This window comes from Xenorhabdus indica (assembly GCF_014467235.1).
GTDB classification, from domain to species: Bacteria; Pseudomonadota; Gammaproteobacteria; order Enterobacterales; family Enterobacteriaceae; genus Xenorhabdus; species Xenorhabdus indica.
On sequence record NZ_NKHP01000001.1, the window covers coordinates 32,490 to 59,464 of the forward strand.

A 26,975-nucleotide genomic window follows, 5' to 3' on the forward strand; every position below is an offset into this window, starting at 1 on the left:
CCGACCTTGAAGATCGGCATTTTTGTTCTTATGACAGCGATATCTGCTCTTTGGATAGGCATCACGTCACCAAGGGATATTACGCCCAACAATTATTAACCAATTTTTAACAAATCATCACTTATTATTCACATCGATATTTTCTGAGTGTAATTTATTCAAAGTGGGAGACCAGAGAAACCATTTATAAATGAATAACAGTATACTTAGTGAGGTTATTAATGAAAAAGGTCAATATATTAATCACCATATTAGGTGCCTTGGGATTGATAACACAGGCTCAAGCAAAAGTTGGATATGGTATAAGCCAAACAGAAACTACACCACATCTTATACTCGGAGAGAAAAATAATGATCCCGCCATTGGTATCTCTCTCCCCATCGTGAAAGATAAACTTTTCACCGCATCTGAACTAAAAAGCATGGCCAAACGTGACAATAATGGCATCTATGATTTCAAACTGAAGGGTTTTCTCAATATCGAGAATCAATATATTGATGTTGCTCAAGTTCCCAATGCGGAAGTTTACTTCGGTGAATGGGCACAAAAAACGCCAGATAAATCAGATAAGACTCACACTGTTTTTTATACAGGTAAAGATGTTACAACCAATATGCCAAAAGGCGGTACGGCAACCTATATGGTGAAAGGCCTGAGCCAATATAATGGTCATAACCTTCTCTCCGGTCGGCTAGTCGCTGATTTTGATACTCAAAAACTGAATGGCTCACTCAGCAATAATTCACTCAATATAGGTATTGATGCCAATATCAATCAAGATGCCGGATTTTCAGGCAAAGCCACAGCCAATGGAAATATTAATGGTGTCACCGATGGAAAATTCTACGGTGATTCTGCCTCAGCTTTAGCGGGGTATGCCAAATTTGATAGCGACAGAAGTAAAGACACTGCTTTTGGCGGTAACAAACAGTAGCTGCTAATTTCACAAAGATAACAGTGCCATTTTGACACTGTTATCTTCTTCTTTTCTTCATCTTCTGCCTTATTTATTACGGCCTTGTATCGCTATTTCTGCTCAGAAGATGGATTTTGCAAGCGGGTTCCCCCTATGACTGGCAAGAGAAACGTGCCTGTATTACTTATGTCACTACTGACATCATGTCTTTTTTCAACAGGCTACGCCAATGATATATCAAATGCGATTTCGCCAATTGTTTTTTGTAAATCGATAAAGATTCATGGGCAAAAATTTAAGGTTGAAAATAATCTTAAAGATATCGGTCAAGCCCTGTACCTTGCCATTAATTATCAGCAATGGTCAGATGTAAGATGCTTTTTGTCGGCTTACCAAAAATTGCCGGGACATGATGTTATATTGGTCAATTTTGCCCAAGGTGGTCTGGCACGTCGTGAGGGAAATTTAACTCTCGCTGCTTCCCTCTATCAAAAAATCCTGCGTCAAAAACCGGATTTCACCCGCATCAAATTGGAATTGGCCCGTGTCTATTTTGAGGATCACAAAAATCGGGAAGCTAAACAGTTAATGGTTGAATTAAGTAAACAGCATCAACTACCTAAAATTGTTTTGAAAAATATCGACGGTTATATAAAAGCAATAACTCAAAGAAACCGCTGGCACAGTTCATTTTCACTCAGTTACGTCTATGACGATAATGTAAATATGTCTCCAAATACGAAACCAGACTGCCTGCTTGCCTTAAAAGGAGAATGTAAAATTGAACGGGATATACCAAAAGCGATCAAAGAATGGGGAAGTGCTTATCATGTTACATTAAACCGGCGTTACCAGCTTGTTGGTCACCACGGCATTTTTGGTCGTGGAATGATTGATGGTGAGGTCTATCCTCATTACCATAGCGGAAACGAAAACACGTTTTTGCTGGTCAGTGGCTACAACTTTAAAAGCAGGAATCATAACTTATCTTTTGCTCCCTTATTTGAATATAAACAACAAGCCGGGATTACCGAATACCATGCTGTCGCTGCGAAAATAGAATGGCAATGGGCTATCTCTGATCAAACCTTCCTCAGCGCTGAATTTGAACATAAGTGGCTCAATTATCAGCCGCTTTATCATTGGAAAAACGGCGAACTTTCCTCATCTTATTTCAATCTCTCTCATGCTATCAGCAACGGTTTTATTCTGTTTGGCGGCACTGGCTGGAGCCATCGAAACAATCAACAACCCGCAGCTCGCTATCAACAATGGGGAGTTACTGCGGGGATAGCCGGGACACTTTATTCCGGTATTGATGGCTCGCTGTTTGCCACATTGAAAACGCAACATTTTGGCGCCTACAGCGCATTACTGGGTGCCAAACGTCAAGATAATGAACAGATCTATACCGCTTCCATTAGATTTACTGCCAGCAAAATCTTGGGGATGACACCTTCTGTCACTTTCCGCCACTTGCACAATCGTAGCAATGTAAGCTGGCAATACAGTTACGATAAAAACGAAGTACAAATACAGCTAGAAAAATATTTTTAGTCGAAACGATGGACTTAGCCTTTAAGTTCCCTGGCACACTGGCCGGAGCCATTGAAATGATGCAAAACGGATGTTATGGCGTTCGCGATAGGGTCATGCTTCCAATAGTTAGATCGCTTAGAGGAAGTAGTATTCACGCTCAATAAACGTTCCTATCACTTTATCGTGTATTTCTTCAGATTTGGAATAGCCTATCGTTTTTCGATTCAGCCTCTTTATCCGGATACGGAGAGTGAGATTAGTTCTCTCAATACGTTGGGTAAATTTCTTTCCAGTGAGATGTTTTCCCTCAGGAAGGCAGTTGTAAACGGCATAATTATCCGTACAGTAGAACTGGATGTTGAAAGGAGACAGAAGTGTCAGCAGTTTTTTCAACGTCTTCCTGCTGCGATCACCCAATACATGTGCCACTATCCACTTCATCGTTGGCTCCCAAGCATACCAGAGCCAGCGTGGGTTTTTCTTGTGACCGACAAATGACCACTGCTCGTCTATTTCACAGATAATATGGATGTCACTTCCCACCAGAGGCCGCGAGGTTACATTTTCTGGCGTGAGTTTTTTAATTTGAGCAAGAAAACTATGTGCGGTAAGAGGGTAACCTTGAAGCTGTAAATCGGACACAAGTTGAATAGCATCAAGCGAATCTCCCCCTAATTGGAAGAAATCATCATGTATTGTGAATGTAACCCCCTGAAGCTGTTTTCTAAATGCACGTATAACATCTTGTTCGCATTTATCGGCAGGATTACCAATAGGACCTATTGATTCTTTAGACTGACGCTGTTCGAAACTTTCAATCAATATTTTCTTGATAGATGATAAATCTACTTTGCCGTTGGAAGTCATCGGCATATTGTGAAGATGTTCAAAGCGGGCAGGAATCATATAAGGGGGAATGCGCTCACTGAGAGTATGACGCATTGCCTCAATATTGCTTGCTAAGCACAATAAATAATCGTGGTTGTTGTAACGGTGACAAAATGTTGCAGTATGATCGACTCCGGCAAGGTTACGTATTTCTCGTTCTACTGCTTCAAGTTCAACCATAGCAGGTCGCCGATTCATTAAAATTGCGATAAGCGAATCAGGCTTAGTTAACCGCTGATTAATGAATTTAGCGATATTAGTAGATTGAATTAAATACATCCATAAATGTACTTATTTTGCAAACAATACTTGGGCAGATAGTAACATTAGAAAAGTGAGTTAAAATGTTTTTGTATTCATGCAACCATGAGTGATGAGTACGGGGAAAATATTTTACATCATGAGCTTTCATCATAATCTTGCACAACCTCTATCAGTAACAACAAAAGCACAACAGAAAAACTGTTCTGCCTAATACCTATAAAACATGCAACATTTAAATCAATTAGTTTACATATTAATAATGTTGCATAACTAATAGTATATCAATAACAACTTGATAATATTAAGGTTTCTTGAATGGAATTTGAACAACATTCCAGTTTGGTATTACTTTATTAGGCGCTGCCTACACATCAGGAGTTATGTCCTGCCAAGTGGGGTTATCGTCTTCTGAAAATGACATCGGCACTATAACCTTAAGTTACGATGCCTTTTGATCATGTTTTTTTATTCTACTTTGTTATTGGTTTGTTGTTATTTACAGGTGAAAATTCTGTTACCTTAAGTAAGAAAGAAACGGTGGGAGAGGCATATGCCATCAAATAATTGCACTCCTCAGCATGGTTTGCACAACAAAATCGGATTGCTCTATACACTCCTTTCAATTAGCACTATAACAGGTGCATCACTCAGTGCTTCGGTAAATCCAGCATGGATTTGGCTCCACTATCTGACTAAACCCACCGCCACCGCACTATTAGTGTTTTGGATTCTGTTGATCCGAGCACCTTTCTCAATACGTTATCGTAACGCCATTGTTTTTGGACTTGCATTCGCCGTAGGGGGTGATTTTTTTTTGATGTTACCGCAAGACTATTTTTTGGCTGGACTATTTTGCTTCCTGCTCACACATTGCGCTTACATTTATGCTCTATGTTGCGACAGTATTTATACTTCTGTTATTAAAAACAAATACTTCAGTGCAAAATTTATAACTCTTCGTACAATTTTCATTGTAATTGCAGTTTTTATCATATTTATAGTCATCTCATTATTAATAGTCATCGGGCTGTGGAATCATCTACCTAACAGCATGAAAATGCCGGTTGCCATCTATGCTGCGATTTTGACTTTCATGGCCGGGTTAGCGGTTAACAGAGCAATTATTTATCCATTTAAAAGCCCGATGCTTCCAGCACAACATGCAGCGAATATTGCAGCTTTTGGCGGTATCTTTTTTGCTATCAGCGATAGCATGCTCGCTGATAGCCATTTTTACTTTGAAACTCCGTTAAGTCCGCTCTTGGTACTCGGCACTTATTATATAGCTCAATGGTGTTTTGCCTGCTCTGTGCGGAGGCGTGATCAATGACAGAATTAATCAACACCAAATTTGACGCACTGCGCCAAGCTTGGGAACAGAATCGACCTGATGAATACCAACGCCGGGATGATCTGCTGTGTTTGCGCGCAAATTTTAAAGCCAGCCTGAATGAAATGGTGGAAGCCGTTTCCTACGATTTCGGCCATCGTTCTCGCCACGAGAGCATAATGGCAGAAGCGATAATTGTATTGAGGGAAATTGATCTTTGTCTGCGGTATCTTAAAAGATGGATAAAACCGCAAAGACGCAAGGCTGGATGGCAGTTGTGGCCGGCAACGGCTGAAGTACGCTATGTGCCGCTCGGCGTTGTTGGCATCATGGCGCCGTGGAACTATCCGGTTAATTTGACTCTCACACCATTAGTATCAGCTCTTGCCGCAGGTAATCATGCATTTATCAAACCTTCAGAACATACGCCACATACCAATGCCTACTTAGAAAAATTTCTAAGCAAAATTTTTCCTGAAAATCGTGTCAGTATTGCACAAGGCGGAGCAGATATTGCAGCCGCTTTTTCTGCCTTACCCTTTGATCACCTGTTTTTTACTGGCTCCAGGGCGATCGGTAAAAAAGTAATGGCCGCTGCCGCACAAAACCTCACTCCTGTTACGTTGGAACTTGGCGGTAAGTCTCCAGCACTGATTGCCCCCGATGCCGATCTGAAAAAAGCGGCTGCTCGCATTATAAACGGAAAGCTTTTCAATTCTGGACAAACCTGCATAGCACCCGATTACGTATTATTGCCGGAAAGTGTCATTGAGCCGTTTATTACAGAGGCTAAGGAACAAATTTCGCAACGCTATCCCCAACCCAACAACTTCCCAGACTATACAAGCATTATCAATAACAACCAGTATCGACGTCTTATTAAATTACTTGAAGATGCAATCATACGCGGTCATCAGATCATTCCGCTTATGCCTCTTATTGATCCGAGACAAGCGCTTAAGCAACGTATTCTTGCTCCTACACTAGTTCTCAACCCTGATGATGACAGTGCTATCATGCAGGAAGAAATTTTCGGCCCACTGATACCGATTAAAACCTACCGCTCTTATGATGAAGCAATCCATTATATTGCAAGCCGTGATCGACCATTGGCCTTTTATTGTTTCAGCAAAAATAACAAGCAAATTGAGGCGGCTTTATTGCACATCGTCGCAGGTAGCATTTGCATCAATGACACACTGTATCAATTTGCATGTACAAGTTTACCCTTTGGGGGTGTAGGCCAGAGCGGTATGGGGCAGTACCACGGCTATGAAGGCTTTAAAACTTTTTCCAAAGCCATGCCTATTTTGCGCAAATACAATCTGGCACTGACAGATCAGCTACGTCCTCCCTATGGTAAGCATGTTAATATGCTTATCCACTTTCTCACACGATAAAAAACTGCTGCAATATTTCAAGTCAAATTTGAAACAGTCAGGGCGTATTCACAAGCTGACCAGCACAAGCAGATTTGTTTGTGTGAGTTAATAATGTCAGTTTCATTCAAGCATTGATCCAGCATTTTTGATGCTCTAAAAACAGCTATATCAATAGGTTATGCATCAGCAACTATCTCTTGTGTACAAACTTTATTGCTCTTACACACGTTCACATTTCCTACATATTTTTTCTACTTATTAAAATACACATTTGAAAAAGTAAGATTTTCACAATAATATGGTGTGAGTCATAAGTCCCAGTTTTTACGTAGCGCAATCAAAAGACATTGGAGTCAGAGGGCAGTTATGCACCATAAAGATGAGAAGAACGATAAAAATAAAGAGGAGAAAAACTCACTGATTGTGCTTTCTGATGAGCAACAGAATTCCAGAGATTATCAAAAGCAGGGAATGGTTATGCCATTGTCTGCATCTGATCAGATATATGACAATCCTGCCATTGCCTATCTTGTCAGTCTTGGTTCAAAGCGAAGTCGCCAAACTATGAAGTCATTTCTTAATATTGTGGCAAAAATGTTGGGTTACCAAAATGTGCAGGACTGTTTATGGCGTAATCTACGGCGCCATCATATTCAGGCCATTATGGAAATGCTCTCTGATTCAGGCAAAGCACCCGCAACGATCAATACTTATCTTTCTGCATTGAAAGGCGTTGCACTAGAAGCCTGGACAATGAAACAACTTGACACGGATAATTTTCAACACATTAAACAAGTACGTTCTGTCAGGGGAAGTCGCTTAACCAAAGGACGGGCACTTGAGCGTTATGAAATTAAGACCTTATTTTATACCTGTGAAAACGATCTCAGTACAAAAGGCTTACGCGATGCCGCCATTATCGGTATTTTGATAGGTTGCGGTCTGCGCCGTTCAGAAATTGTCTCATTAGATCTGAAACACATCATTTATCGTGAACAAGCATTAAGAGTGATGGGGAAAGGAAACAAAGAACGTTTGTCATATATGCCGGAAGGGACATGGAGGCGGTTGAATTGCTGGGTGGATGAAGTTCGGGGGGAGCATGCCGGGCCATTATTTACTCGTATCCGCAGGCATGATGATGTAACAGAAGATCGTCTTTCTGATCAGGCTATTTATCATATATTGGAAACTCGCAGGATTGAAAGCGGAATAGAAAAATTTGCTCCTCATGATCTACGCAGAACCTTTGCCTCGGCTATGTTGGATAATGGCGAAGATATTGTGACCGTCAAAGATGCAATGGGACACTCAAGTATTACGACAACTCAAAAGTATGATCGGCGCGGGGATGAACGTCTGAGAAATGCGGCCAGAAATTTGAATTTTTGAATATAGTAATTTTGATATAGTAATCAAATCACACTAATACAAATCATAGTTTGCCCGAAACTTGAATAAATCTTATTTCGGGCAAACTATCGAATCATTGTCGATTATTATTCATCCACATCAATCGGACAAATGAAACCATCAGGTTTAATTGCCAGCAGATCGCATTTTAACCGGTCAATAACATGTTCTGCAGTATTACCAAGAAATGCAGCAGACAAACCTGTACGCCCAAGAATGCCTAAAACAACCACACCAGCATTAATTTCCTCGCAGATTTCAGGAATGACTTTTTCCGGCAAGCCTTCCTGAACATGCGTTTGCTCTTCGCTGATACAAAATTTCTGTCGTAGTTCTTTCATTGCGACCAAATGCTGACCGCGTAATGCACGATTGTATACATTGGGATCAAAATCAGGCAGTTCTGTTGCAATGTTTAAAGGCGCTGCGGGATAGGCACTGACAAGGTGGATAAGAGGTTCTTTTACAATCCTGTTAGCAAGTTCTTGTGTTTCACCAACTAATTTCAGATTAAGTTCATTATGATAGGATTCTTCGTTTGATAAATTCACCGCAACAACTGCCGACCCTTTTTCTGGCCATATCTGGTCTTTTACCATCCAGACAGGACAAGGGCATTTACGTAATAAGTGCCAGTCGAGCGGTGTAAAAATCATCGACTCTAACAGAGAATGCTGATGTGCCATCTTCAATAGCAAATCATGTTCTCCAGAAATAACTTCCTGAATGATCGCTTCATAAAAACGATTATGCCAAACTACTTTGATTTCAATATCAATTCCTGATTCAAGGTAGTAATGTGCTTGTTGTTTTATCCAGGCGACCCGTTGACCAATAACACCTTTACGCATAGCGTTTCTTTCTTCGGGAGAAAGTAACGTAGTCATATCATAGGATAGATCATAAATGGGCAAGAAAGCCTTAATCCGGCCACCATTACGTTGCACGATATATACCGCACGTCTTAATGCTGGCTGATCATCCTGATTCGGATCAATTGCAACTAAGAGGTTTTGGTAGTTTGCCATATATTAATACCTCGCAGAGGCTGGATGTGCCTTTCGTACAGAAAGATAAACTAATATCGACAACTATAACAGTGTAGGAGAGTGCCAGATCAGCAAAATATAGTGATCTGGCTTAAATTTTGAAATAACTTTATGCCACATTTACGTGGGCTTTACCTGCCAGTTCAGTTAATTTTTCCATGTTTTCTATAGTGATATACTTTCCTTTAACACTTAAAATGCCATTTTTCTGAAAACGCCCAAGCAGACGGCTGATAGTTTCAACTGTCAAGCCGAGATAATTACCGATATCACCACGTGTCATAGTCAGACGGAATTCACGGGGGGAAAAACCGCGTTGCGAAAAACGGCGGGACAAATTATAAACAAATGCCGCCAGCCTTTCTTCTGCATTCTTCTTGGATAATAAGAGGATCATTTCCTGATCACCTTTAATTTCACCACTCATCAAACGCATCATTTGCTGGCGGAGATTCGGCATTTTTCCGGAAAGATCATCTAATGTTTCAAATGGGATTTCGCATACCATTGAAGTTTCCAATGCCTGAGCAAAACTGGGATGCTCTGTATTGATTATGGCATCAAATCCGACTAAATCTCCGGCAAGATGAAAACCTGTGATTTGCTCATCACCTTCTTCAGTGATTGTATAGCTTTTAATAGTTCCAGAACGGATAGCATAAAGCGATTTTAATGCGTCACCAGCTTTAAAAAGAGTTTGTCCTTTTTGGATGGGTTTTTTACGCTCAATGATATTATCAAGCTGATCGAGTTCATGTTCGTTTAAAGTGAAAGGAATGCATAGTTGGTTAATGCTGCAATCCTGACAGTGGATTGCACAACCACCTGATTGAATCCGCCTAATAATGCGTTTTTCCGGAACCATAGGAAGTGCTCGTTAGAAATGATTGATGTTCGTCAATTTAACATATTTAGGTGGCTCTGATAAGAGCCTGATTTTTTTGTTAATCATTATCTTTGTCATTGACGAAGAAAAAAATGAAATTTTGCTGTGATTAAGTCTTAACTTGCGTAAAATTCTGCACATTCGATATAACACACCAATAAAACTGAAATTATATTAATAATATAATGTCATGTTGATGGTGGTGTATTGACGATAGAGGTGGGTTTACAGATAAATGGATGGATTAGCATGAGTGAATGGCTGTTAATTGCATTTACAATGATAGTGCAAAGTTCTATTGGCCTGGTACTGATGAGTGCACTTTATATTTATTGTTTTAATCAGAAAACAAACGCAGGGCAAAAATCAACGGTTGTCCCTGTCCGCATAGCTTTAGTCATCAGTAGCATACTGTCTGGAATAGGTTTGCTATCTTCTTTGGATATTATGGGATATCCATTCAGTGTGTATCATTTATTACAATTGCATAACATAATACACCGGCGAGAGTGGATAAATATAGAAACAACATTTGCTGCCATCTACTTTGGTACTTTGAGTTTATATACACTTTTTGTTTTGGTCACCAGGCGCGGACATGTATATGTTATGATGGGGATCGGTATTATTGGCTTAGCTGATATTCACTATATGGTCAGTATTTATTTGAACAGTGCCATGCTCACCTGGACAAATATTAATACTTATTTTTTGTTCTATGGCGCAGTATTTACGTTGGGGCCAGCACTGGCTTTGTCGTTTATTAGTCAGTCGGGCGGGAAACTTATGCGAGAAAAAATTCCTACCAAACTTATTATGTCAGCGCTGATTATTGTTTTTATCAGTGTGACAATCCGATTGATTGAACAACCAGCATACATGGGATGGTTAGTAGAGACGGCATTGGAAAGTGAAGGAAAAAACACCATTTTTCCCCATCAACCAGAACTTAACTTCAAAAGTGCATTTGGTTTTAGAATGATAACATGGTGTTTATACATTATCGCTATGGCGATCTGGACATATACATTATGGAAAGGGCGAAACAGAACACGCATTCGAACAGGTTATTCTATTCTGTCGGGTACAGTCATTATGTTTATTGCGGAAATCATTAATCAATATATTTTCTTTATCATGTGCAACATGTAATTATTAACATCATTATAAAGTCATATATTCCATTTATTCTAATCTGCACAATAAAAAATGTGATGCCGCCACTGATTTTATGTGCAGAAAACCACAGTATATTCATGGTCTTAAATTTACAAACCATCCTTAAAACACTACTGGATTACATCTTTTCTTTATCATTTTTTTGTTCTAGTGCACAAATTTAAAGTATTTATTAACTTGTTATTAATATTTCAAATCATATGTTTTATATCTGTGTTCATAGCTTGACTTAGTTAATGAATAAATAGCTAACAAAGAATAATGAACAATCGAGGATATTGTGATTATGACTAAGCCACTTAATTCTAACTTAAATGTAGATGCTCTATTTTTAGGTCCAAAGTCAGAAAATGCTGTGTTTTTCAGGGAAATGATGGATTATGCGGTCAGTGAGCATATGCATTGGCGTTCAGGTTTTCATCCTGAAGATTCCGCTCTGGTTACATCAGTTGATCGCTATGAGCATAACTACAGAGAAACACTGTATCGGACAGAAGGAATATTAAATCAGTTATCGGCAAAACTAAAAAACACCTCCATTCCTTTCTTTTCTCCCCGTTATCTTGGACACATTAATGGCGACACTTTGATGGTTTCTAATCTCGCTTATGTTATGGCGATGATGTACAACCCCAATAACTGTTCTTATGAAGCATCACCAACCACAACAGATCTTGAGCTTGAATCCGGATTAGATCTCTGCCGAATGTTTGGCTATGACACACAACAAGCCTGGGGACATATCACCTCAGGAGGAACCGTGGCTAACTATGAGGGACTTTGGGTTGCCAGGAACTTAAAAACACTGTCTTTAGCCATTTCTCTGCATCCTGAAACCAAAAACCTGCTCAGTCACAAGTCTCAAAAACAATTAATGAATATTCCAACAGCAGAAGCCATTGATTTAATTAGTGAGTTAAAAAGGCAGGGAATATTTAATGAAATACGCGATATGACATGTCGTGGCATAGGCGTTAAACCGGAAATTTTAGGCAAGCTACTTGTACCACAGTCTAAGCATTACTCTTGGATAAAAGCAGCCGATATTTTTGGTATTGGACAAGAAAATATTATTCCATTGCCCGTTAATGAACATTATCAGACTGATGTTGCCAAGATGCGTGAAATCACGCTTTCTCTTATTGAGAAAGGAGAAGCTATTTTGGCAATGATTGCTGTGGTAGGTACAACGGAAGTAGGAGCAATTGATCGCATTGATGAAGTGATAAAGCTGAGGCAGGAATGTGAAGAGCATTATGGGGCATCGTTTTACATCCATATTGATGCTGCCTATGCAGGTTATGCCTGTTCTTCACTCCTGGATGAGCAGGGAAAATTTATGGAATATGATGAATTAGTTAAGCATCATCATGAAATTGGACTTATCCCTGAAAATATTAACTGGCCTAAACTGGAAGTCTATCAGAGTTTCAAGGCACTAAAACATGTCGATTCGATTACTGTTGATCCCCATAAGATGGGATTCATTCAATATTCGGCTGGTGCTATCTGTATGAAGGATAAGCGAATTCTCGATTTGATTTCTTCCCATGCTGCTTATGTCTTTGAAGATAATGATGTTCACAATGATTCACCAACCAGTAATCGAGGAATATTAGGTGCCTCTATAATGGAAGGTTCAAAGGCTGGAGCAACTGCTGCCGCTTTGTGGGCAGCGCACAGATTATTACCTCTGAACATTCATGGGTATGGCAAAGTGATCGCTGCTGGGATCGTCACTGCTAATCGATTATTAGATAAGATAACCAATATGCAACCTATAAAGGTTGAAAAATATCAATTTGAAACGTATATCATGCCAACACCTGACTTTCATATGATTAATTTTTCTTTCAAGGAAGTCGGAAATACCAGTCTGCTGAACCATAACGCCCTCAACAAACGGATCTATGAACTATGTTCATATTCCACCGGACGTGCTTATGCCAATGATTTTCTCACATCATCAACAATACTGGATTACAAAGAGTATGGTGATACTCCCAGGTATTACGCTGAGCAATGTGGTTTTAGTTATAGTGAATGGCAAGCAGTACATCATATATATATATTGCGGGCAGCCGTCATGACACATTGTCTGCGTAATGAAGAACACTTCGAAGAATATTGGGAGCAATTAAAATTTATTTTTGTTAGAAAACTGACTCAAATTGTTGATGAAAAAGAAAAGCAATTACATCAAAGGTTAGATTTTGATACTTCATTTCTTAGTTGATACTAAAGGGATATAGATATGAAAAATCGTACCCTGGGAAGTATTTTTATTGTCGCCGGGACAACGATCGGAGCAGGTATGCTGGCAATGCCACTTGCCGCATCTGGTATAGGTTTCAGTGTTAGTTTTATTCTGCTAGTTGGGATATGGATTTTGATGAGTTATACCGCATTATTGCTGGTTGAAGCTTATCAGTATGAATCATTCGATACCGGTTTGGGGACACTGGCTTATCGTTATCTTGGCAAATATGGAAAAATCATTACTGGTTTCAGCATGATGTTTCTGTTGTACGCCTTAACTGCGGCTTATATCAGTGGGGCAGGTGATTTACTTACTGCCAACATTAATAAATGGACAGGTGTTTCATTTCATGGTGCCGTAGGCGTACTTCTATTCACCTTGATAGGTGGAGGGATAGTCTGTGTTGGTACCAGCTCTGTCGATTTTATAAACAGAATATTGTTTAGTGCCAAGATTATCTTTCTGGTATTGATGCTTGGTTTGATGCTTCCACACATTCAGCATGTAAATTTATTATCCATGCCTGTTGAGCAAGGTCTTATTTTATCTGCTATTCCTGTTGTTTTCACTTCATTTGGTTTTCATGGCAGCGTACCGAGCCTTGTACGATATATGAAAGGTGATATCCGTAAATTACGATGGATATTTATTATCGGCAGTGCAATTCCTCTGATAGCTTATATACTTTGGCAATTAGCTACATTAGGAAGTCTTGATTCAACTACACTATTGGGAATTCTAGCTGAAAAATCCGGATTAGATGGATTGATCCGCTCGATTCGTGATGTAGTTGTATCATCAAAAACAGAATTTTCAGTGCAAATATTCGCCAACCTGGCGTTAGCAACGTCTTTTTTGGGCGTCACTCTTGGGTTATTTGATTTTCTGGCAGATCTTTTCAAACGCCAGAATAATGTAGCAGGGCGCTTACAAACCGGATTGCTAACATTTGCACCTCCATTAGTGTTTGCCTTGTTTTATCCAAAAGGATTTGTCATGGCGTTGGGATATGCTGCTATTGCGTTATCAATCCTTGCTTTGTTATTACCCAGTATTTTGATTTTTAAAGTTCGCCAAAAAAATGTATGCCAATATCGGGTCTTTGGCGGAACGCCCGCATTGGTTTTGGTATTTCTTTGTGGGATCGCAGTAATTTCTATTCAAATAGGTATTGTGACAGGAATCTTACCTGAAGTTGGATAAGTTCATTAACTCCTTATCATTGTCGAAAGGCTTTGGAATTCACCAAAGCCTTTTAGAAGGAAGAGATTTTTCTACATGATGGATAAGATGATAAATTTCTTTATTATTCAATTCGTTGGGTACGTGAGTTTCAGCTTATTCAGGATAATACTAATAGAACGGACTAAGGATAGTGTGTTTAGCCACAAGCTCAGTTCAAAAAAGTCAAATGTCGTATTTTACAGTTTCGCTTCCACTGGGCCATTTTGTTACGTTTATTGGCCTTGATTTAGTGACAGTGTCACCAAAAATCTCTCAATATCATCCCAATAGCTATTATCAAGCAGCTTCCCAGTATTATCATTGCCGCCACGATACCGTGCAGGGTTAGTTGCGTAGTCACAATGGGGAGTAAAAATAGAATTGCCAGATTATTCAGGCTTTCAGATACTGCCAATATTTGGCCTTTATTCCGCTTCGCTCGATTTGCCAGAATAGAAGTGCTCACAGGGGCTGCAAGTCCGAGTGCACATCCCCATAACATCAGGCAGCCAAGGCTAAAGAATAAAGACAGTGGTAATAACATGAATGCAGAACTGGTTACGAAAAGTGTTATTATTGTCAACAGTAGCGTGCATTCTTCCCGGATCCGTAAGTGCTTCACAAAATATGTAGATAGATTCCCCAAACCAAGCCCGATGCCAAATGCAGAAACGGAGATACCAACTGCGTCTGTTTCTAAATCATAATGTCGTCTTAATACTTCTCCGGTCAATATAAAAGCAGATACTGCCGTACCATTCCAAAACCCTTTTGCGATAAGAGGGCGGATTAAATTCCCCTGGTATATCCATTGAAATGTTATTTCTGTTTTTCTTATGTGATGATTCTGGGAAGAGTTTTTCTTCAGAGTTAAAGGCAATTTTCGGCTTAAAACATTTCTGCTTAAAATAAAAAGCAAAATACATCCTATCGCATTCATCAAAAATGGTATCCGCCAGTTAAAAACGGCTGTTAACACTCCTGCGAAGACAGGGCCGGCCGCAATACCCGCAGTCATGCCAAACATAACGATTCCCATTGCTGGGGTTTGTTTATGGGGAGGGAAAATATCTGCAACCAATGCAAAAATAGTTGGGATCAGAGCAGCCGAAGCAATACCTCCGAAAATACGCAATCCGATAGCAATTTCTAAATTGGGGGCTATAGCCAATGCCAGCCCATCAAATGAAAGAAACAGCAAAGATGTCAGCAACAATTTATATCGACTTATTCGATAAGATAACCAACCAAAAATCGGTGCTGAAAGTGCGTAAGCGAGGGCATAACTGGATACCAGCCAGGTCGCTTTATCTGTTGTTGTTTCAAACGATTCAGCCAATGGTTTGAGTATGGGGGATAGCATAAACTCTGTCGCACCGATGAAAAATACAGCAAATGAGAATATCGGTAGAATTAATGATGAAACTTTAGGCAAAATAATACGTGATGACATATTCAGGCCTTCTCTGATAAAAAATTGGATTGAGTGGAAATAGATAAAATTTTTAGCTGTCTTTAGCTACTACATCATGTGTTGGATAAAAAAATAGGGGAGTGAAGGTAGTGTGGTGTTTCACTGCCAGCGATTACTGGCAGTGAGATTGTTTATTTAGCAGCAGTGGCTTCAATATCAAGTACACTAATTTGGCTATCATTTTTTGCCATATCTTGACCATATGCACATACACGCCATGGAGCTTCAGATTTAGCTAGAACTATAGGCCTCCAGGCAAAGCCGTAACCTGATTTATCATCACAGTGGGTTGTTGCTTTAGGACCATATTTCACTTGAACACCCATGAGTTCATATTGTTGAGCTTTAACAGTTATATACCAGTTGTTACTCCCATGGTCATCCTTATGAATGATTGGTTTAATTGATGGTGGAACATTATCAATTTCTCGCAACATCACTGAGGCATCTTTTGTTTTTTGCCATTGACCATCGTTGTTCTGATGGATAACACAGAGTTTATAGATACCGTCTTTTTCAGGCAATAACATGTTTTTCAATAGATTCTTGCTAGCTGAAACTGGAGCGCTATATCCGGCTTGATTTGTACAATCCACTTCGCTGATCAGCCCTGTTTTATAGCGGATATTTTTGACATCAGCACCTTCTTTGATAATGACATCCCATTTTGCTTTCTCTCCGTCAACAACACCTTGAGTAATCCAAGATGACCACAGCAGACTTCTTTCTAAAATGTCACCGCTATTATTTTCCAGTTTAGATAGATCCAGTTTGTTGTCCTTGGTTATTGCATTAGCAATGGTATCTACAGGAATGAAATAGCTGGCTCCTTCTTCTGAAACTCCTTTATTGTTTTCGACAGTACAAGGCCTGCCGAGTCCACAACCAGTCATACCTGGTGTTGTGGTTGTATTAAGAACACCAATAACGTCCGTTTTACCTTTTTCAAAAACAGGGGAACCAGATGTTCCACCGACTACACCAGCACAGTTAACAGAGAAGATCGGAGACCAAATCCATGGGGCAGAACTTTCATACAATAATGGTGATTTTCCGGTAATATCACATTCCGATTTTCTAAGGTAAGCAAAATCGTAATCAACATTATTGACAGGAATATGTGTCAACACGATAGGCTGATATTTCATCTTCAGGTTTTTCTTCAGCTTCAAAGGATGATAGCCTTTCTTAGCCAGATCGCCATAAGTAGCCTTCAATTGTAAGACAGCGATATCTTGGTGTTTCATCGTTGAATACAGAATACGGTCAATTTTTATTGGTGAAAGGTTGGCTTTTTTGTCAATAAAATAATCCGGAGTATATTGCCAATATTCCATTTCTACTGGCTGATCAACGATCACTTCATTTGTTCCTACATTGCTATTAACACAGTGTCCTGCTGTTAGTATCAAGGCCGGAGTCTTTGGGCTTGGTTCATTTTCACCAGCAATCAGGGTTGCAGTACAGCTTGCTCCCCCCGAAAATTTACCGACAGTTCTGAATTTATCGGCACCAGGATCGGTTGATTTCATTAATGGAGCACCATTATCATTAGGCTCAGAAAAATCAATAGATGTATCACTCAACGCTAAAGCATTTGAACTTGCTGTGATAGAAAACAAACTAACTAACAGTACCTTACGATAAGCCATAATTATCCTCCTTTAGATTATGTAGATGACTCGGTAGTCATTATCTGACTGACAATGCATAAGATCTACTTAACTATTTTGTATTGCTGTGGATACAAAGCCATCAAATGAAGAAGAAAAGAAAAACTCACTGCCAGCTATTGCCAGCAATGAGTTTGTTTTTTATGAGGTTTTTATTACTCAGAATTTCCAGTTGGCATTGAAGAATACACCGTTATCTTTGTGATTGCCTGATAAGACACCGTTATATCCCAGAGATAATTGAGCATTTTCATTAATGTTCAATGCCGTACCTGCTTTGATGACAGCGGCGTTACGTGCTGCTGAAACACTGTTGAGAGTAAATGCTGCATTGCTATTACTGAAACTTAATTTACTGCCACGATCGACATTGCCAAATTGATGTTGCCAACCCAATTCACCATACATACCTACAGTAATTTGATTTTGCGTCTGCCATTTTTGATCAACGCGTAAACCTAATGTGGAGAGAGTTGCATTTTTTGATTGTTTTTCGCCAGTTAATGCCGCAGCACCACCTTGCTCATTAATACCACCATGACGGAAATTAACGTGAGACAAATTGGCAAATGGTTCCAAATTCAACCAGGGAGCATTAATACGATAAGCTGCTTCAGTAAATATCTGCCCGGTTTGTGCACCATATTTAGCTTTCAAATTGTCGGACTGACTGCCAAAAGCAACCGAACGTTTTGTATCAAAACGATGCCAGCTATAGGTCACACCAGTACGCAATGCCAGAGCATTAATCTGTTTGCTACCATATAATGCCAGATGGAAATTGTTGCTGTCGGCTGAAGTATTATAACCACCGCGCAGAGAAGAGCGGGTATAACCAGTAGACATACCGATACGCCAGTCATTCGTTAACGTCTTGTCTGCGCCCAGTAACACACCATAATTAGACATACGATAGCCGTTGATTTCACTGGTATCATCGGCGCGTTGCCAGTGGCTGGTGATTTGCGCCCAAACACCATTTTTATCTGCTTTGATATCCTGATTAGTGGTTCCACCATCTGCCTGGCGTAAGCGTGTATTCAATGTATCGCGCAGATAACGGCTGCTATTGATCTGTGCAGCAGCGATATCGGCATGGATCTGTCCAGAAGACAACTGTTGGAATGCCTGGCGAGCCTGAGCAGGCGTATCAGACATTAAGATACTCTCATAAACCGGATGACCCAGATTCAGCTTATCAGCAGCATTGGCTATCGCACGTTCATTAGCGGTTTTACCCATACTGGCAAATGTAGTGGTATTACGTTTTATATCTAACATCACGCTATTAGGTTGATAGTTAAGATGAGTACCAACGAACAAATAGTTAGGTGCAACGGTAGTAAATTGACCATTGATACCACGGTTTGCCTGTAAGATATTGTATTGCTGACCAAGCAGGCTACGAACTTCATGTTTTGAGAGTAAGTTGCTGTTGTTTTCTAATGTGACCTGTACAGCTCCACCTTTCAATATCGCTGAACCATTGCTGGAAATGCGATCACTACGTCCTTGAGTATTTGGTGCAACTTCAACCAGATAACGAGAACCTTCCTGGAAAGTAACATCACGATCAACGTTCAAGATTCCAATTGAATTTAAATTGCCTGGAGCAATATTGGCACTGGCATTGGCCATAAGTGAGCCAACAGTACCACTTCCACTCAGTGTTGCATCATTTTGCACAGTGACATCAGAAGTTATAGAGCCACTAATTTGCAACTGGCCTTGTTCTACCCAGGTTGGCCCTTTATAAGTGCTATTTTTACCAGCAAGTTCAAGCATTCCTTTACCGGTTTTAGTCAATCCACCATGACCTGCAATATCATTACTCCAATAGTCATAGGCACACTCAATGCTATCGCATACCCGTTCTACAGTAGTACCTTTTTCCACTATCCCCCCCATTCCGGGGATATTTGCGACAAACTGAGTTTCCGTATATGAGCCGGGAACATAGAATTCAGCAGGAATATCTTTCTCAGTGATAAACATTTTAGGGCCATCAATGGCATCTTTCAGGTTCAGCATTCCCCAGCCATAGAGCCGGTCAATACCTTTTTCCCCCAGATCAGTAGCAGTTGTTTTGAGAACATCAGAGATTTGCCCCGCTGTCATATAAGGAAAACGCTGCATCAAGACAGCCGCCGCTCCGACTACATGCGGGGATGCCATAGATGTGCCTGTGTAAGCCTCATAAGTAGGATTAATCTCCAGTTCACCCTTATTTAAGGCATCTTCGTCTATTTTTCCATTATTTTTCGAAACAAAATCACCTGTGCTACTGTAAACTCTGGTGCCTGGTGCGGACAAACAGTAACTAGCGGTATATCCGCAACTGGTTGATGAGACGTTAATTTGATTGTCTCTGGTCAGGTTGGCTACGCTGAGGTAATTCTTTAATACATCAGGGAAGAAAAACGGCATCCCCGCGTGTAACCAGGTGACGTTATAGTTGTTGGCATTTCCCGCAGCAAAAACAACTAATTTATCTTGACGTGCTGCACGCAATAAGGAAGCTGATCTGATTGTTCCCAGTATTGGATAGAAATCATCCTCTGGGATCGGAGATTTACTTAACTTATCCAACATTTCTTTAATCGGGGTGGCATATTTAATGACATCGTCTAATGTGACTTTATCATATTTTACTGTTCCATTTGGAAATCTTATAGGATTACCTTTGCTATCAGTAGCATATCCAGGACGAACACCCCAACTATTATTGATAACCCGAACATTACTCTGAATCATGGCTTCTGTACGATTAAACTCATTTTGCAAATATTTTGCAGTAATTAAGCCCGAATCAAATGCCACGCCGTGCATCCCTTTACCGTCTCTGTTTGCGGCAATAATTCCTGACACATGGTTACCGTGAGCACCGAAGATGATCGTTCCATTTTTCTTTTCATCGTAGTTCCAAATATCTTCAGGGCTTAATATCTTAAGTTTTCCTGCAAATTCAGAATGCTGAGTAACAGCCTCATCCAGCACACCAACATTAATCCCTTTCCCAGTATAACCACGTGCATAAGCATAATGCGCACCAATTGCGGTTAATCCCCATTGACGCTTGAATTCCTCTGATAGCCAACTATCAGGCGAGTTTTTCTGCCCTTGTTCCTGATATCCAGTATCGGCCATTGAAGCATTAATAGGTAATAGTCCACAAAATAATGTCACCCACAAAAATATAGGTTTTACTGTATTGTTTTTTTTCATAAGAGTAGGTCCATTTTTTACATGATGAAATCTTCCGATTCGCTATTCAATAAATAACTCTTCAGAAAACGCTTATATTTAACAGGTCATTTGAGTTCATATAACTGGCAGGATTAAGTTATTCCCAAAACAGATGGACGTTGCAGAATAATCTTTAAATAATTAATTAAAGATATCAAAAAAATATCTATAACTCGCCAGCAAGTTTCTATGAAATGATAACTAAACATCAAATGCAAGAATTTATTTAACCCACTGATAACATTTGATTTACAATAATTTAATTTTATTTTCTTTTTAAATTCAAATGGATAAATTTAAATTTTAGTTATTTTACACTGATATACAGTTATTTATTATTAAGTAAAAAATAAAAAAAATACTTCTCCGTATTTTTGTTAAGCAATCTTTTATTTATTAAATGGATATTTATCAGGGTAATAAAATAAGTATGATTGATATAAAAACACAGTAGAGATGACAAGGTTTTTATAAATTATTATTCGTGTAATAATTTATGCTATATATAAAAATTATAAAATAGCCTTATTCTTTAAACGGGATTAAGATCATGAGTTCTCAACAAAAGGAATCATTAAAGAAGCTATAATATTAAATTAACCTGATTATTAACTTCTTTCACAGCTTTATAAAAACAATAAGAGGTGAATATATGAGTAAATGGGAAGAAAAAGAGCTTTCTGAGTTTTTTTCACAATACAATGATATTCTTGAAAAGAAATATGCTTTCACAACTATTTGTGATTTTATTAAGCAACATAATTCCATAAAAAAAGTTCTTGATCTTGGTTGTGGATCAGGAGCATTAATTCCTTTTCTTACGTCGATTGTGCCTCACGTAATCGGTGCAGATATTTCAAAATATGCTATTGAATTAGCAAAAGAAAAATATAAAGAGAGTGGGGCTATATTCATTTATCCAACTGAGCTGCATCACTATACGAATGACAGCCCTTTTGATACGGTAGTCAGCTCTTTTGTGCTCTGCACACTAAAAACAGAAGACTCGTACAAAGCTATTTTTCGTCAGGTAAATAGCCATTTAGTTAAACATGGTTATTACATGACTCTTGATTTTAATTTGGATGCTTTAGGCATAGATTTTGGTCCATTCAAAACAGGAGAAGCAGGAAAGACTTACCGTGACGGAGATACATTGTTAACGACTTTGTGGACTGAAACGGGTAAGCCATTCTCTTTTAATGATACGTACTGGTCATTAGAAAAACGGATAGCATGTGCAGAAGAGGCAGGGTTTTCTCTTCACCAAAAATTAATTCCTCATGTTCCAAATTTTAAGCCTCCATTTATAATATCTGTCTTCAAAAAAGAAGAAGAATTATAAGGTCCACAGAAATGATCAGGAAATTCACAGAAGCAGATATGGACGACATTCTGACAATTTGGCTGGAGGCATCTATTAAAGCACACCATTTTATCGCGGCTGATTTTTGGAAATCTCAGATCGAAAATATGAGAAACCTCTATATTCCGGCTTCTGAGGTATATGTTTATGTCCAAAACGGAAAAATCATCGGTTTTTACGCACTACATGACGATGCATTAGCAGCAATTTTCGTATTACCGGATAACCAAAGGCAGGGAGTGGGTAGTGAATTGATTGCCGATGCCAAAAATCGCAGAACAGAGCTTACCTTGGCAGTCTATCAAGAAAATGAAATAAGCTATAATTTCTATTTATCACAAGGATTTTATGTTGCTAAAGAAGGGAAAGACGAGGCAACAGGGCATCTGGAGTATGTTATGCGTTTTCATCACTGAATAAGTCATGTCAATTTTAAAACAGCGCTGTTCTATGACCTAACTCAATATCATCATAGAACATGTCAGACTACGGATTGATTATGAAGGAGAAATTTCATAATGGATAACGTTGTTACTGATATCACCACACTTGAGCAAATTTACGGAAAACCCGCGGCACTTTCTGTGCTTAAGGAAACGGATCATATTCATCCGATTTATCGTCCTTTTATCGAATCAGCACCATTTGCAGCATTAGCGACAACGGGTAAAGAAGGGATGGATATTTCTCCACGTGGAGACCAACTTGGCTTTATTCATATCGAAGATGAGAAAACGTTGATTTTGCCAGACAGAAGAGGGAATAACCGAATCGATAGTCTGCGTAATATCCTGCACGATAACCGTGTTGCTCTGTTACTGCTTATTCCTGGTATTGGTGAAACATTACGCATCAACGGTCGGGCAGAAATACTAATTACTCCGGAAATACGAGAGCGTTTCGCTTACCGTAACGTTTTGCCAAACTCTGTATTACGTATCACCGTAGATGCTGTTTTTTTCCAATGTAGTCGTGCCATTATACGTTCAGGTTTATGGGATACTTCAACCCAGATTGAACGCAGTGCTTTACCCAGTCCAGGGCATATTCTCAAAGAACTCAGTAAAAATGAGTTTGATGGTGCTGGATACGATGCGGAATTACCTCAGCGCCTTAAGGACAGCCTGTATTAATTCATATAAAAGATCGGCAACCCGATCTTTTATACTCGACTCATATTATTGAGCCGAGCCTAGTTTTTAATACTTTGATTTTTAATAAAAATAGTTATTCTTGTCTATTTTACATACCATAATGATACTTTTTATTTTCCTCTCCAATAACTTCACGTACATGTTTCAGAGCTTCGGCATAAGATTTGAGTAGTTTCAGTGTGTAGTGAACTCGTCCTTCAAATACAGCATCATTACACATCAAATCTGGGGAGATTAAGCTTTCACTTTGGCGGAAAATGAGATGATCCGGCAAGAAGCAAACATGATTATTTTTAAAACCGGTCAGACGTAATTCTGAAAGCGGGTAAACACCATTTGGGCCAGCAGAAACGCTAGTCAATAATGCTGGTTTATGCCCCAGTTCCGTCACAGAGCAATATAACAATAGATTTTTTAGCGCTGGTGGCACCATTCCATGCCATTCAGGAGACACAAAAATAAAGGCTTCACTTTCTCTTAATTGGTGAGCAATTGCCTGCCACGGATGTGACTCTGCTGATATATCTGTGGTATAGCCATCATGAAGAGGAAGTTCAACATTGCACAATTCGAGGAAATTAGTATCCGTAAATCCATATTCATTACTGAGTTTTTGCAAATAGCGGGCTACACGTTGACTGCTGGAGTTTTGACGCTGGCTGCCAGATATCAAAGTCAATTTCATACTGTAATTCTCCTGAATTATATGGGGTTATAAGGCTGTTTGAGTACGAATTCGAGGAATAGAAAACCAAACAGCAATCATAATGATGCAGGCTCTGATAAATTGGAATAGGAAAAAACCATCGTCGTTACAAACCTAATTGCTTCTCTGTTTGTTTTTTTAATCCCATCACAAGTAACGTAATTCTGATAATACCCAGAATAACTGGTGTAAAATTCATTACAAAATGTATCTTTATGTAAAGATAAATTAAAATAATAGCCTATATAAATTTTATCAAGTATCTTTTCTCAAAAATAAATGAATAGGGAAAAAGACATGAAGTACGATCACGTTGACCGTTTACTCATACAATGGGAGCAACAGCGCCCAGACCTTGATCCTTCACCAATGGGTGTGATTGGGCGTTTATACCGTGCAAATAAAATTATCGAACAGCGATTACAGCCTATCTTCAAGGCATACGATTTAAGCGCTATTGAGTTTGATATCCTTGCGACACTACGCCGTTATGACACACCAATTACACCCACTGAGATGTATCAATCCGTTATGTTGACTTCGGGGGCAATGAGTACCCGCATTGAGCATATGGTACAACGAGGACTGGTTGAGCGTGTTGCAAATGCTAAAGATCGACGCAGTTGCAAAGTCTCTTTGACTACGGAAGGAAAAGAACTCATAGATAAAGTGGTTGAAAGCCATCTGGAAAATGAGAGAGAAATTCTTGGGGCACTATCCAGTGAACAGCAAGAACAACTTGCTATGTTATTGCGTCATTGGCTATTGACGAATGAATCCGATATTTAGGATTCCTCTGATAATTATAGCCCCATAAAAGTATCTTCCTAAGAAGATATTTCTTAATGCTATGTAAAAATAACTTTAATAAAAAAGTTCATTAAGAAATGGTGAAGACTTTGCCCCGACATCATTCAGGGCAAAGTCTGGGAGGCTAATGTGTTAGAATTTCACGTTAAATCTGGCCCAATAAGTACGACCAGGTTCATTTACTGGCGTATTGGCCGAATAACCAAAGCCGCTATTTCCTGCCAGATTGAGGTGTTCGCTGTAAGTTCTGTTAAAGATATTGTCAACACCAGCACTAATCTGAATATCTTGGGTTACTTTATAGGCAGTATTCGCAGAGAAAACGGCAAAACCAGCACTGCGGTTAAAATCTTTCCCGACAACGTTACCTTCGTTGATTGCAACCCGATTCTGACTGTTGACTAAACGCAGCAAACCACTACTTGTCCAATCACCCTGTTCCCAGGTCAAACCCAAGCGTGCTTCCAGTGGTGGAGTTTGGGGTAATGGACGGTGATTGGAAGAATTTCGTGCCCAGGAATAAGCCAGACTTGCATCCGTTTTCCAGTTATCATTCAGATGGTAAGCAACGCCCATTTCTCCACCCCAGATGGTAGCACCCACATTACTTGCCTTGCTGACTTTATTGTCTGTGTAGTGAAATAGAATAAAGTCATCAATCTTACCAACATAAGCTGAAATCCAGCCTTTCAGGTTCTGATCGTTATAATGTGCACCGATATCTAACTGCGTTGTTTTTTCTGTTTGCAGTTTCTTGAACGCATTACCTTTAGAACGGAACAGTTCCCAATAATCAGGGAAACGTTCGGTATAACCTACGCCGGCATAAAACATAACTGGGAGCTCTTTCAGGTTATGTTCAAATCGGACAAAACCTGCGGGTAAAGTATCTGTTCGTGCTTCCTGAGTATCTTGAGTGTATTTATCGACTAAAACACGATCCAAACGCGCACCACCGGTAACTTTACTTTGTTCAGTTGCATCCCAGGTCAGCTCGCCGAAAACGCCATAATCACGGAATCGTGCATCCTTTTGGGATTGATTGCGGTGGGTATTGGTCTGCATATCCACACCACTCTGTAATCTGAAATCTTCCCAGAGCCATGTTCCCATCATACGTCCACCAAAAGTACGGCGATCCAGTTGATGGGCCATCTTCATATTCATACCATGACCACCGCCGTGCATAGAGTGATTACCATGTTTCATATGGCTACCATGTCCCATGCCCATTGCTGGAAGAGAAGGGCGGGATAAATTATCCATCACATGGCGGGTAGAGTTGTAATAAAAGTTGGTTTCAAACTTATCAAATACATCGCCGATATTGGACTTTTCAAAGCGTACTCCCAAACTTTCACGTTTGAATTTGGAGCCATCCATCCCACGTCCGGCATAACGTGCTTTTCCATCACCTTGCCCCGCGCTTAATTCCAGTAACGTATCTTCATCAGGCGTCCATCCCAACGCGATATCGGTATTCCATTTATTCCAGTGGGAAGGAACACGGTATCCGTCACCATCTTTATAATCATTAGAGCGAGATTTATTGCCAATAAAACGCATATAACCATGCTGATTACCAAAGCTCAGATCTGCGTTACCATCCCAACGTCCGTTAGAACCAACAACGGTGCTGGCATTACCTTTAGCACCAGGTTCTTCAAATTGCGGGCGGGAACGTTCGAAGCGGATAGTGCCTGCGGAATTTCCCGGCCCCCAAAGAACAGTTTGAGGCCCTTTGACCAGACTCAGTACATCATAACTTTCTGGTGAAATGTAAGAACTTGGAGCATCCATTCTTGATGGACAAGAACCCAGAATTTCACCATCGTCAATCAACATACGCAAGCGAGAACCAAACATACCGCGAAATACAGGGTCACCATTCGTTCCACCGTTACGGATCTGAGAAAATCCGGGGATAGTTTTCAGGTAATCCGAACCATCGCTGGCGGGTACAGGTTGACGAGGTGTTTTAAGTGAAGAGAAAACACTAAGTGGTGAAACAGCCGGCGCGGTTACGGTTATTACTGATTCACTCTCATGGATGGTGTGTGAGTCTTTCGTCTCTTCAATCATCTGATCTTTCGTGACAGCTAAGCTGCTGACCGGCATAAAGAATGCAATCGCTAAAGCTGTGGCCAAAGGAGAGACGCGAAATAATTGTGTACTAGACATGAAAAATATCCCTTAATTAATGAGTAACAAATTC

At 39.7% G+C, this 26,975-nt stretch carries 19 protein-coding genes and 2 pseudogenes; 12 read left to right on the forward strand and 9 right to left on the reverse strand.

Going from position 1 to position 26,975, the window contains the following annotated elements; translation table 11 throughout:
• The first annotated feature begins 221 nt into the window (after positions 1 to 221).
• Entirely contained in the window at positions 222 to 935 is a 714-nt protein-coding gene (locus tag Xind_RS00135) for a Slam-dependent surface lipoprotein (RefSeq protein ID WP_047683728.1), read from the forward strand.
• A 135-nt stretch (positions 936 to 1,070) separates the two neighbouring features.
• Complete coding sequence (locus Xind_RS00140) at positions 1,071 to 2,474, forward strand: porin family protein (RefSeq protein WP_047683726.1); 1,404 nt, start codon at positions 1,071 to 1,073, stop codon at positions 2,472 to 2,474.
• 117 nt (positions 2,475 to 2,591) lie between these two features.
• Here the strand turns inward: Xind_RS00140 and Xind_RS23730 are convergent.
• A pseudogene (locus Xind_RS23730) lies at positions 2,592 to 3,044 on the reverse strand (IS1 family transposase); the annotation flags it as partial.
• Between the two features lie 15 nt (positions 3,045 to 3,059).
• Positions 3,060 to 3,623, reverse strand: a pseudogene (locus tag Xind_RS23735) (phosphopantetheine-binding protein); the annotation flags it as partial.
• A gap of 535 nt (positions 3,624 to 4,158) precedes the next feature.
• Here Xind_RS23735 and Xind_RS00150 point away from each other — a divergent pair.
• The 3 genes from Xind_RS00150 to Xind_RS00160 all read left to right on the forward strand — a co-directional run bounded on the left by Xind_RS00150 (position 4,159) and on the right by Xind_RS00160 (position 7,712).
• Positions 4,159 to 4,938 (forward strand): lysoplasmalogenase, encoded by a 780-nt coding sequence (locus tag Xind_RS00150; RefSeq protein ID WP_187649205.1) that lies wholly within the window; start codon positions 4,159 to 4,161, stop codon positions 4,936 to 4,938.
• Entirely contained in the window at positions 4,935 to 6,338 is a 1,404-nt protein-coding gene (locus Xind_RS00155) for a coniferyl aldehyde dehydrogenase (RefSeq protein WP_187649206.1), read from the forward strand. The genes Xind_RS00150 and Xind_RS00155 overlap by 4 nt, the downstream gene beginning before the upstream one ends.
• Before the next feature lie 459 nt (positions 6,339 to 6,797).
• The gene (locus Xind_RS00160) at positions 6,798 to 7,712 is read left to right on the forward strand and encodes a tyrosine-type recombinase/integrase (protein WP_369793148.1); all 915 of its coding nucleotides are present in this window, start codon (positions 6,798 to 6,800) and stop codon (positions 7,710 to 7,712) included.
• Between the two features lie 107 nt (positions 7,713 to 7,819).
• On the opposite strand, the gene uspE is transcribed toward Xind_RS00160, so the two are convergent.
• A complete protein-coding gene (uspE, locus tag Xind_RS00165) occupies positions 7,820 to 8,761 on the reverse strand; it encodes a universal stress protein UspE (protein ID WP_047681469.1) in 942 nt (313 codons plus the stop codon).
• A gap of 130 nt (positions 8,762 to 8,891) precedes the next feature.
• On the reverse strand, positions 8,892 to 9,647 hold the full coding sequence (locus Xind_RS00170) for an FNR family transcription factor (RefSeq protein ID WP_187649207.1): 756 nt from the start codon (positions 9,645 to 9,647) through the stop codon (positions 8,892 to 8,894).
• Positions 9,648 to 9,917: 270 nt separating this feature from the next.
• On the opposite strand from Xind_RS00170, the gene Xind_RS00175 reads away from it, so the two are divergent.
• The 3 genes from Xind_RS00175 to tyrP all read left to right on the forward strand — a co-directional run bounded on the left by Xind_RS00175 (position 9,918) and on the right by tyrP (position 14,310).
• Positions 9,918 to 10,820, forward strand: coding sequence for a dimethyl sulfoxide reductase anchor subunit family protein (locus Xind_RS00175; RefSeq protein ID WP_187649208.1), 903 nt, complete (start codon positions 9,918 to 9,920; stop codon positions 10,818 to 10,820).
• A gap of 313 nt (positions 10,821 to 11,133) precedes the next feature.
• On the forward strand, positions 11,134 to 13,083 hold the full coding sequence (locus tag Xind_RS00180) for a pyridoxal phosphate-dependent decarboxylase family protein (protein ID WP_187649209.1): 1,950 nt from the start codon (positions 11,134 to 11,136) through the stop codon (positions 13,081 to 13,083).
• Between the two features lie 18 nt (positions 13,084 to 13,101).
• Positions 13,102 to 14,310, forward strand: a complete 1,209-nt coding sequence (gene tyrP / locus Xind_RS00185; protein ID WP_187649210.1) for a tyrosine transporter TyrP — start codon at positions 13,102 to 13,104, stop codon at positions 14,308 to 14,310.
• A gap of 280 nt (positions 14,311 to 14,590) precedes the next feature.
• Here tyrP and Xind_RS00190 read toward each other — a convergent pair whose 3' ends face one another.
• From Xind_RS00190 to Xind_RS00200, 3 genes are all read right to left on the reverse strand, one after another.
• Complete coding sequence (locus tag Xind_RS00190; protein ID WP_187649211.1) at positions 14,591 to 15,784, reverse strand: MFS transporter; 1,194 nt, start codon at positions 15,782 to 15,784, stop codon at positions 14,591 to 14,593.
• Positions 15,785 to 15,936: 152 nt separating this feature from the next.
• Complete coding sequence (locus tag Xind_RS00195; protein WP_047681481.1) at positions 15,937 to 17,457, reverse strand: trypsin-like serine peptidase; 1,521 nt, start codon at positions 17,455 to 17,457, stop codon at positions 15,937 to 15,939.
• A gap of 180 nt (positions 17,458 to 17,637) precedes the next feature.
• Positions 17,638 to 20,703: an autotransporter domain-containing protein gene (locus Xind_RS00200; RefSeq protein WP_187649212.1), complete on the reverse strand. Its 3,066-nt coding sequence runs from the start codon at positions 20,701 to 20,703 to the stop codon at positions 17,638 to 17,640.
• A 673-nt stretch (positions 20,704 to 21,376) separates the two neighbouring features.
• Between Xind_RS00200 and Xind_RS00205 the strand changes: the two genes are divergently transcribed.
• The 3 genes from Xind_RS00205 to Xind_RS00215 all read left to right on the forward strand — a co-directional run bounded on the left by Xind_RS00205 (position 21,377) and on the right by Xind_RS00215 (position 23,223).
• Positions 21,377 to 22,069, forward strand: coding sequence for a class I SAM-dependent methyltransferase (locus Xind_RS00205; RefSeq protein ID WP_047681487.1), 693 nt, complete (start codon positions 21,377 to 21,379; stop codon positions 22,067 to 22,069).
• A gap of 11 nt (positions 22,070 to 22,080) precedes the next feature.
• Complete coding sequence (locus tag Xind_RS00210) at positions 22,081 to 22,506, forward strand: N-acetyltransferase (RefSeq protein WP_187649213.1); 426 nt, start codon at positions 22,081 to 22,083, stop codon at positions 22,504 to 22,506.
• 102 nt (positions 22,507 to 22,608) lie between these two features.
• Positions 22,609 to 23,223: a pyridoxamine 5'-phosphate oxidase family protein gene (locus Xind_RS00215; protein ID WP_222941680.1), complete on the forward strand. Its 615-nt coding sequence runs from the start codon at positions 22,609 to 22,611 to the stop codon at positions 23,221 to 23,223.
• Positions 23,224 to 23,332: 109 nt separating this feature from the next.
• Here Xind_RS00215 and Xind_RS00220 read toward each other — a convergent pair whose 3' ends face one another.
• Positions 23,333 to 23,929 (reverse strand): NADPH-dependent FMN reductase, encoded by a 597-nt coding sequence (locus Xind_RS00220; RefSeq protein ID WP_047681495.1) that lies wholly within the window; start codon positions 23,927 to 23,929, stop codon positions 23,333 to 23,335.
• 318 nt (positions 23,930 to 24,247) lie between these two features.
• On the opposite strand from Xind_RS00220, the gene Xind_RS00225 reads away from it, so the two are divergent.
• A complete protein-coding gene (locus Xind_RS00225) occupies positions 24,248 to 24,739 on the forward strand; it encodes a MarR family winged helix-turn-helix transcriptional regulator (RefSeq protein ID WP_047681498.1) in 492 nt (163 codons plus the stop codon).
• Positions 24,740 to 24,892: 153 nt separating this feature from the next.
• On the opposite strand, the gene Xind_RS00230 is transcribed toward Xind_RS00225, so the two are convergent.
• A complete protein-coding gene (locus Xind_RS00230) occupies positions 24,893 to 26,941 on the reverse strand; it encodes a TonB-dependent copper receptor (protein ID WP_187649214.1) in 2,049 nt (682 codons plus the stop codon).
• Positions 26,942 to 26,975: the final 34 nt, after the last annotated feature.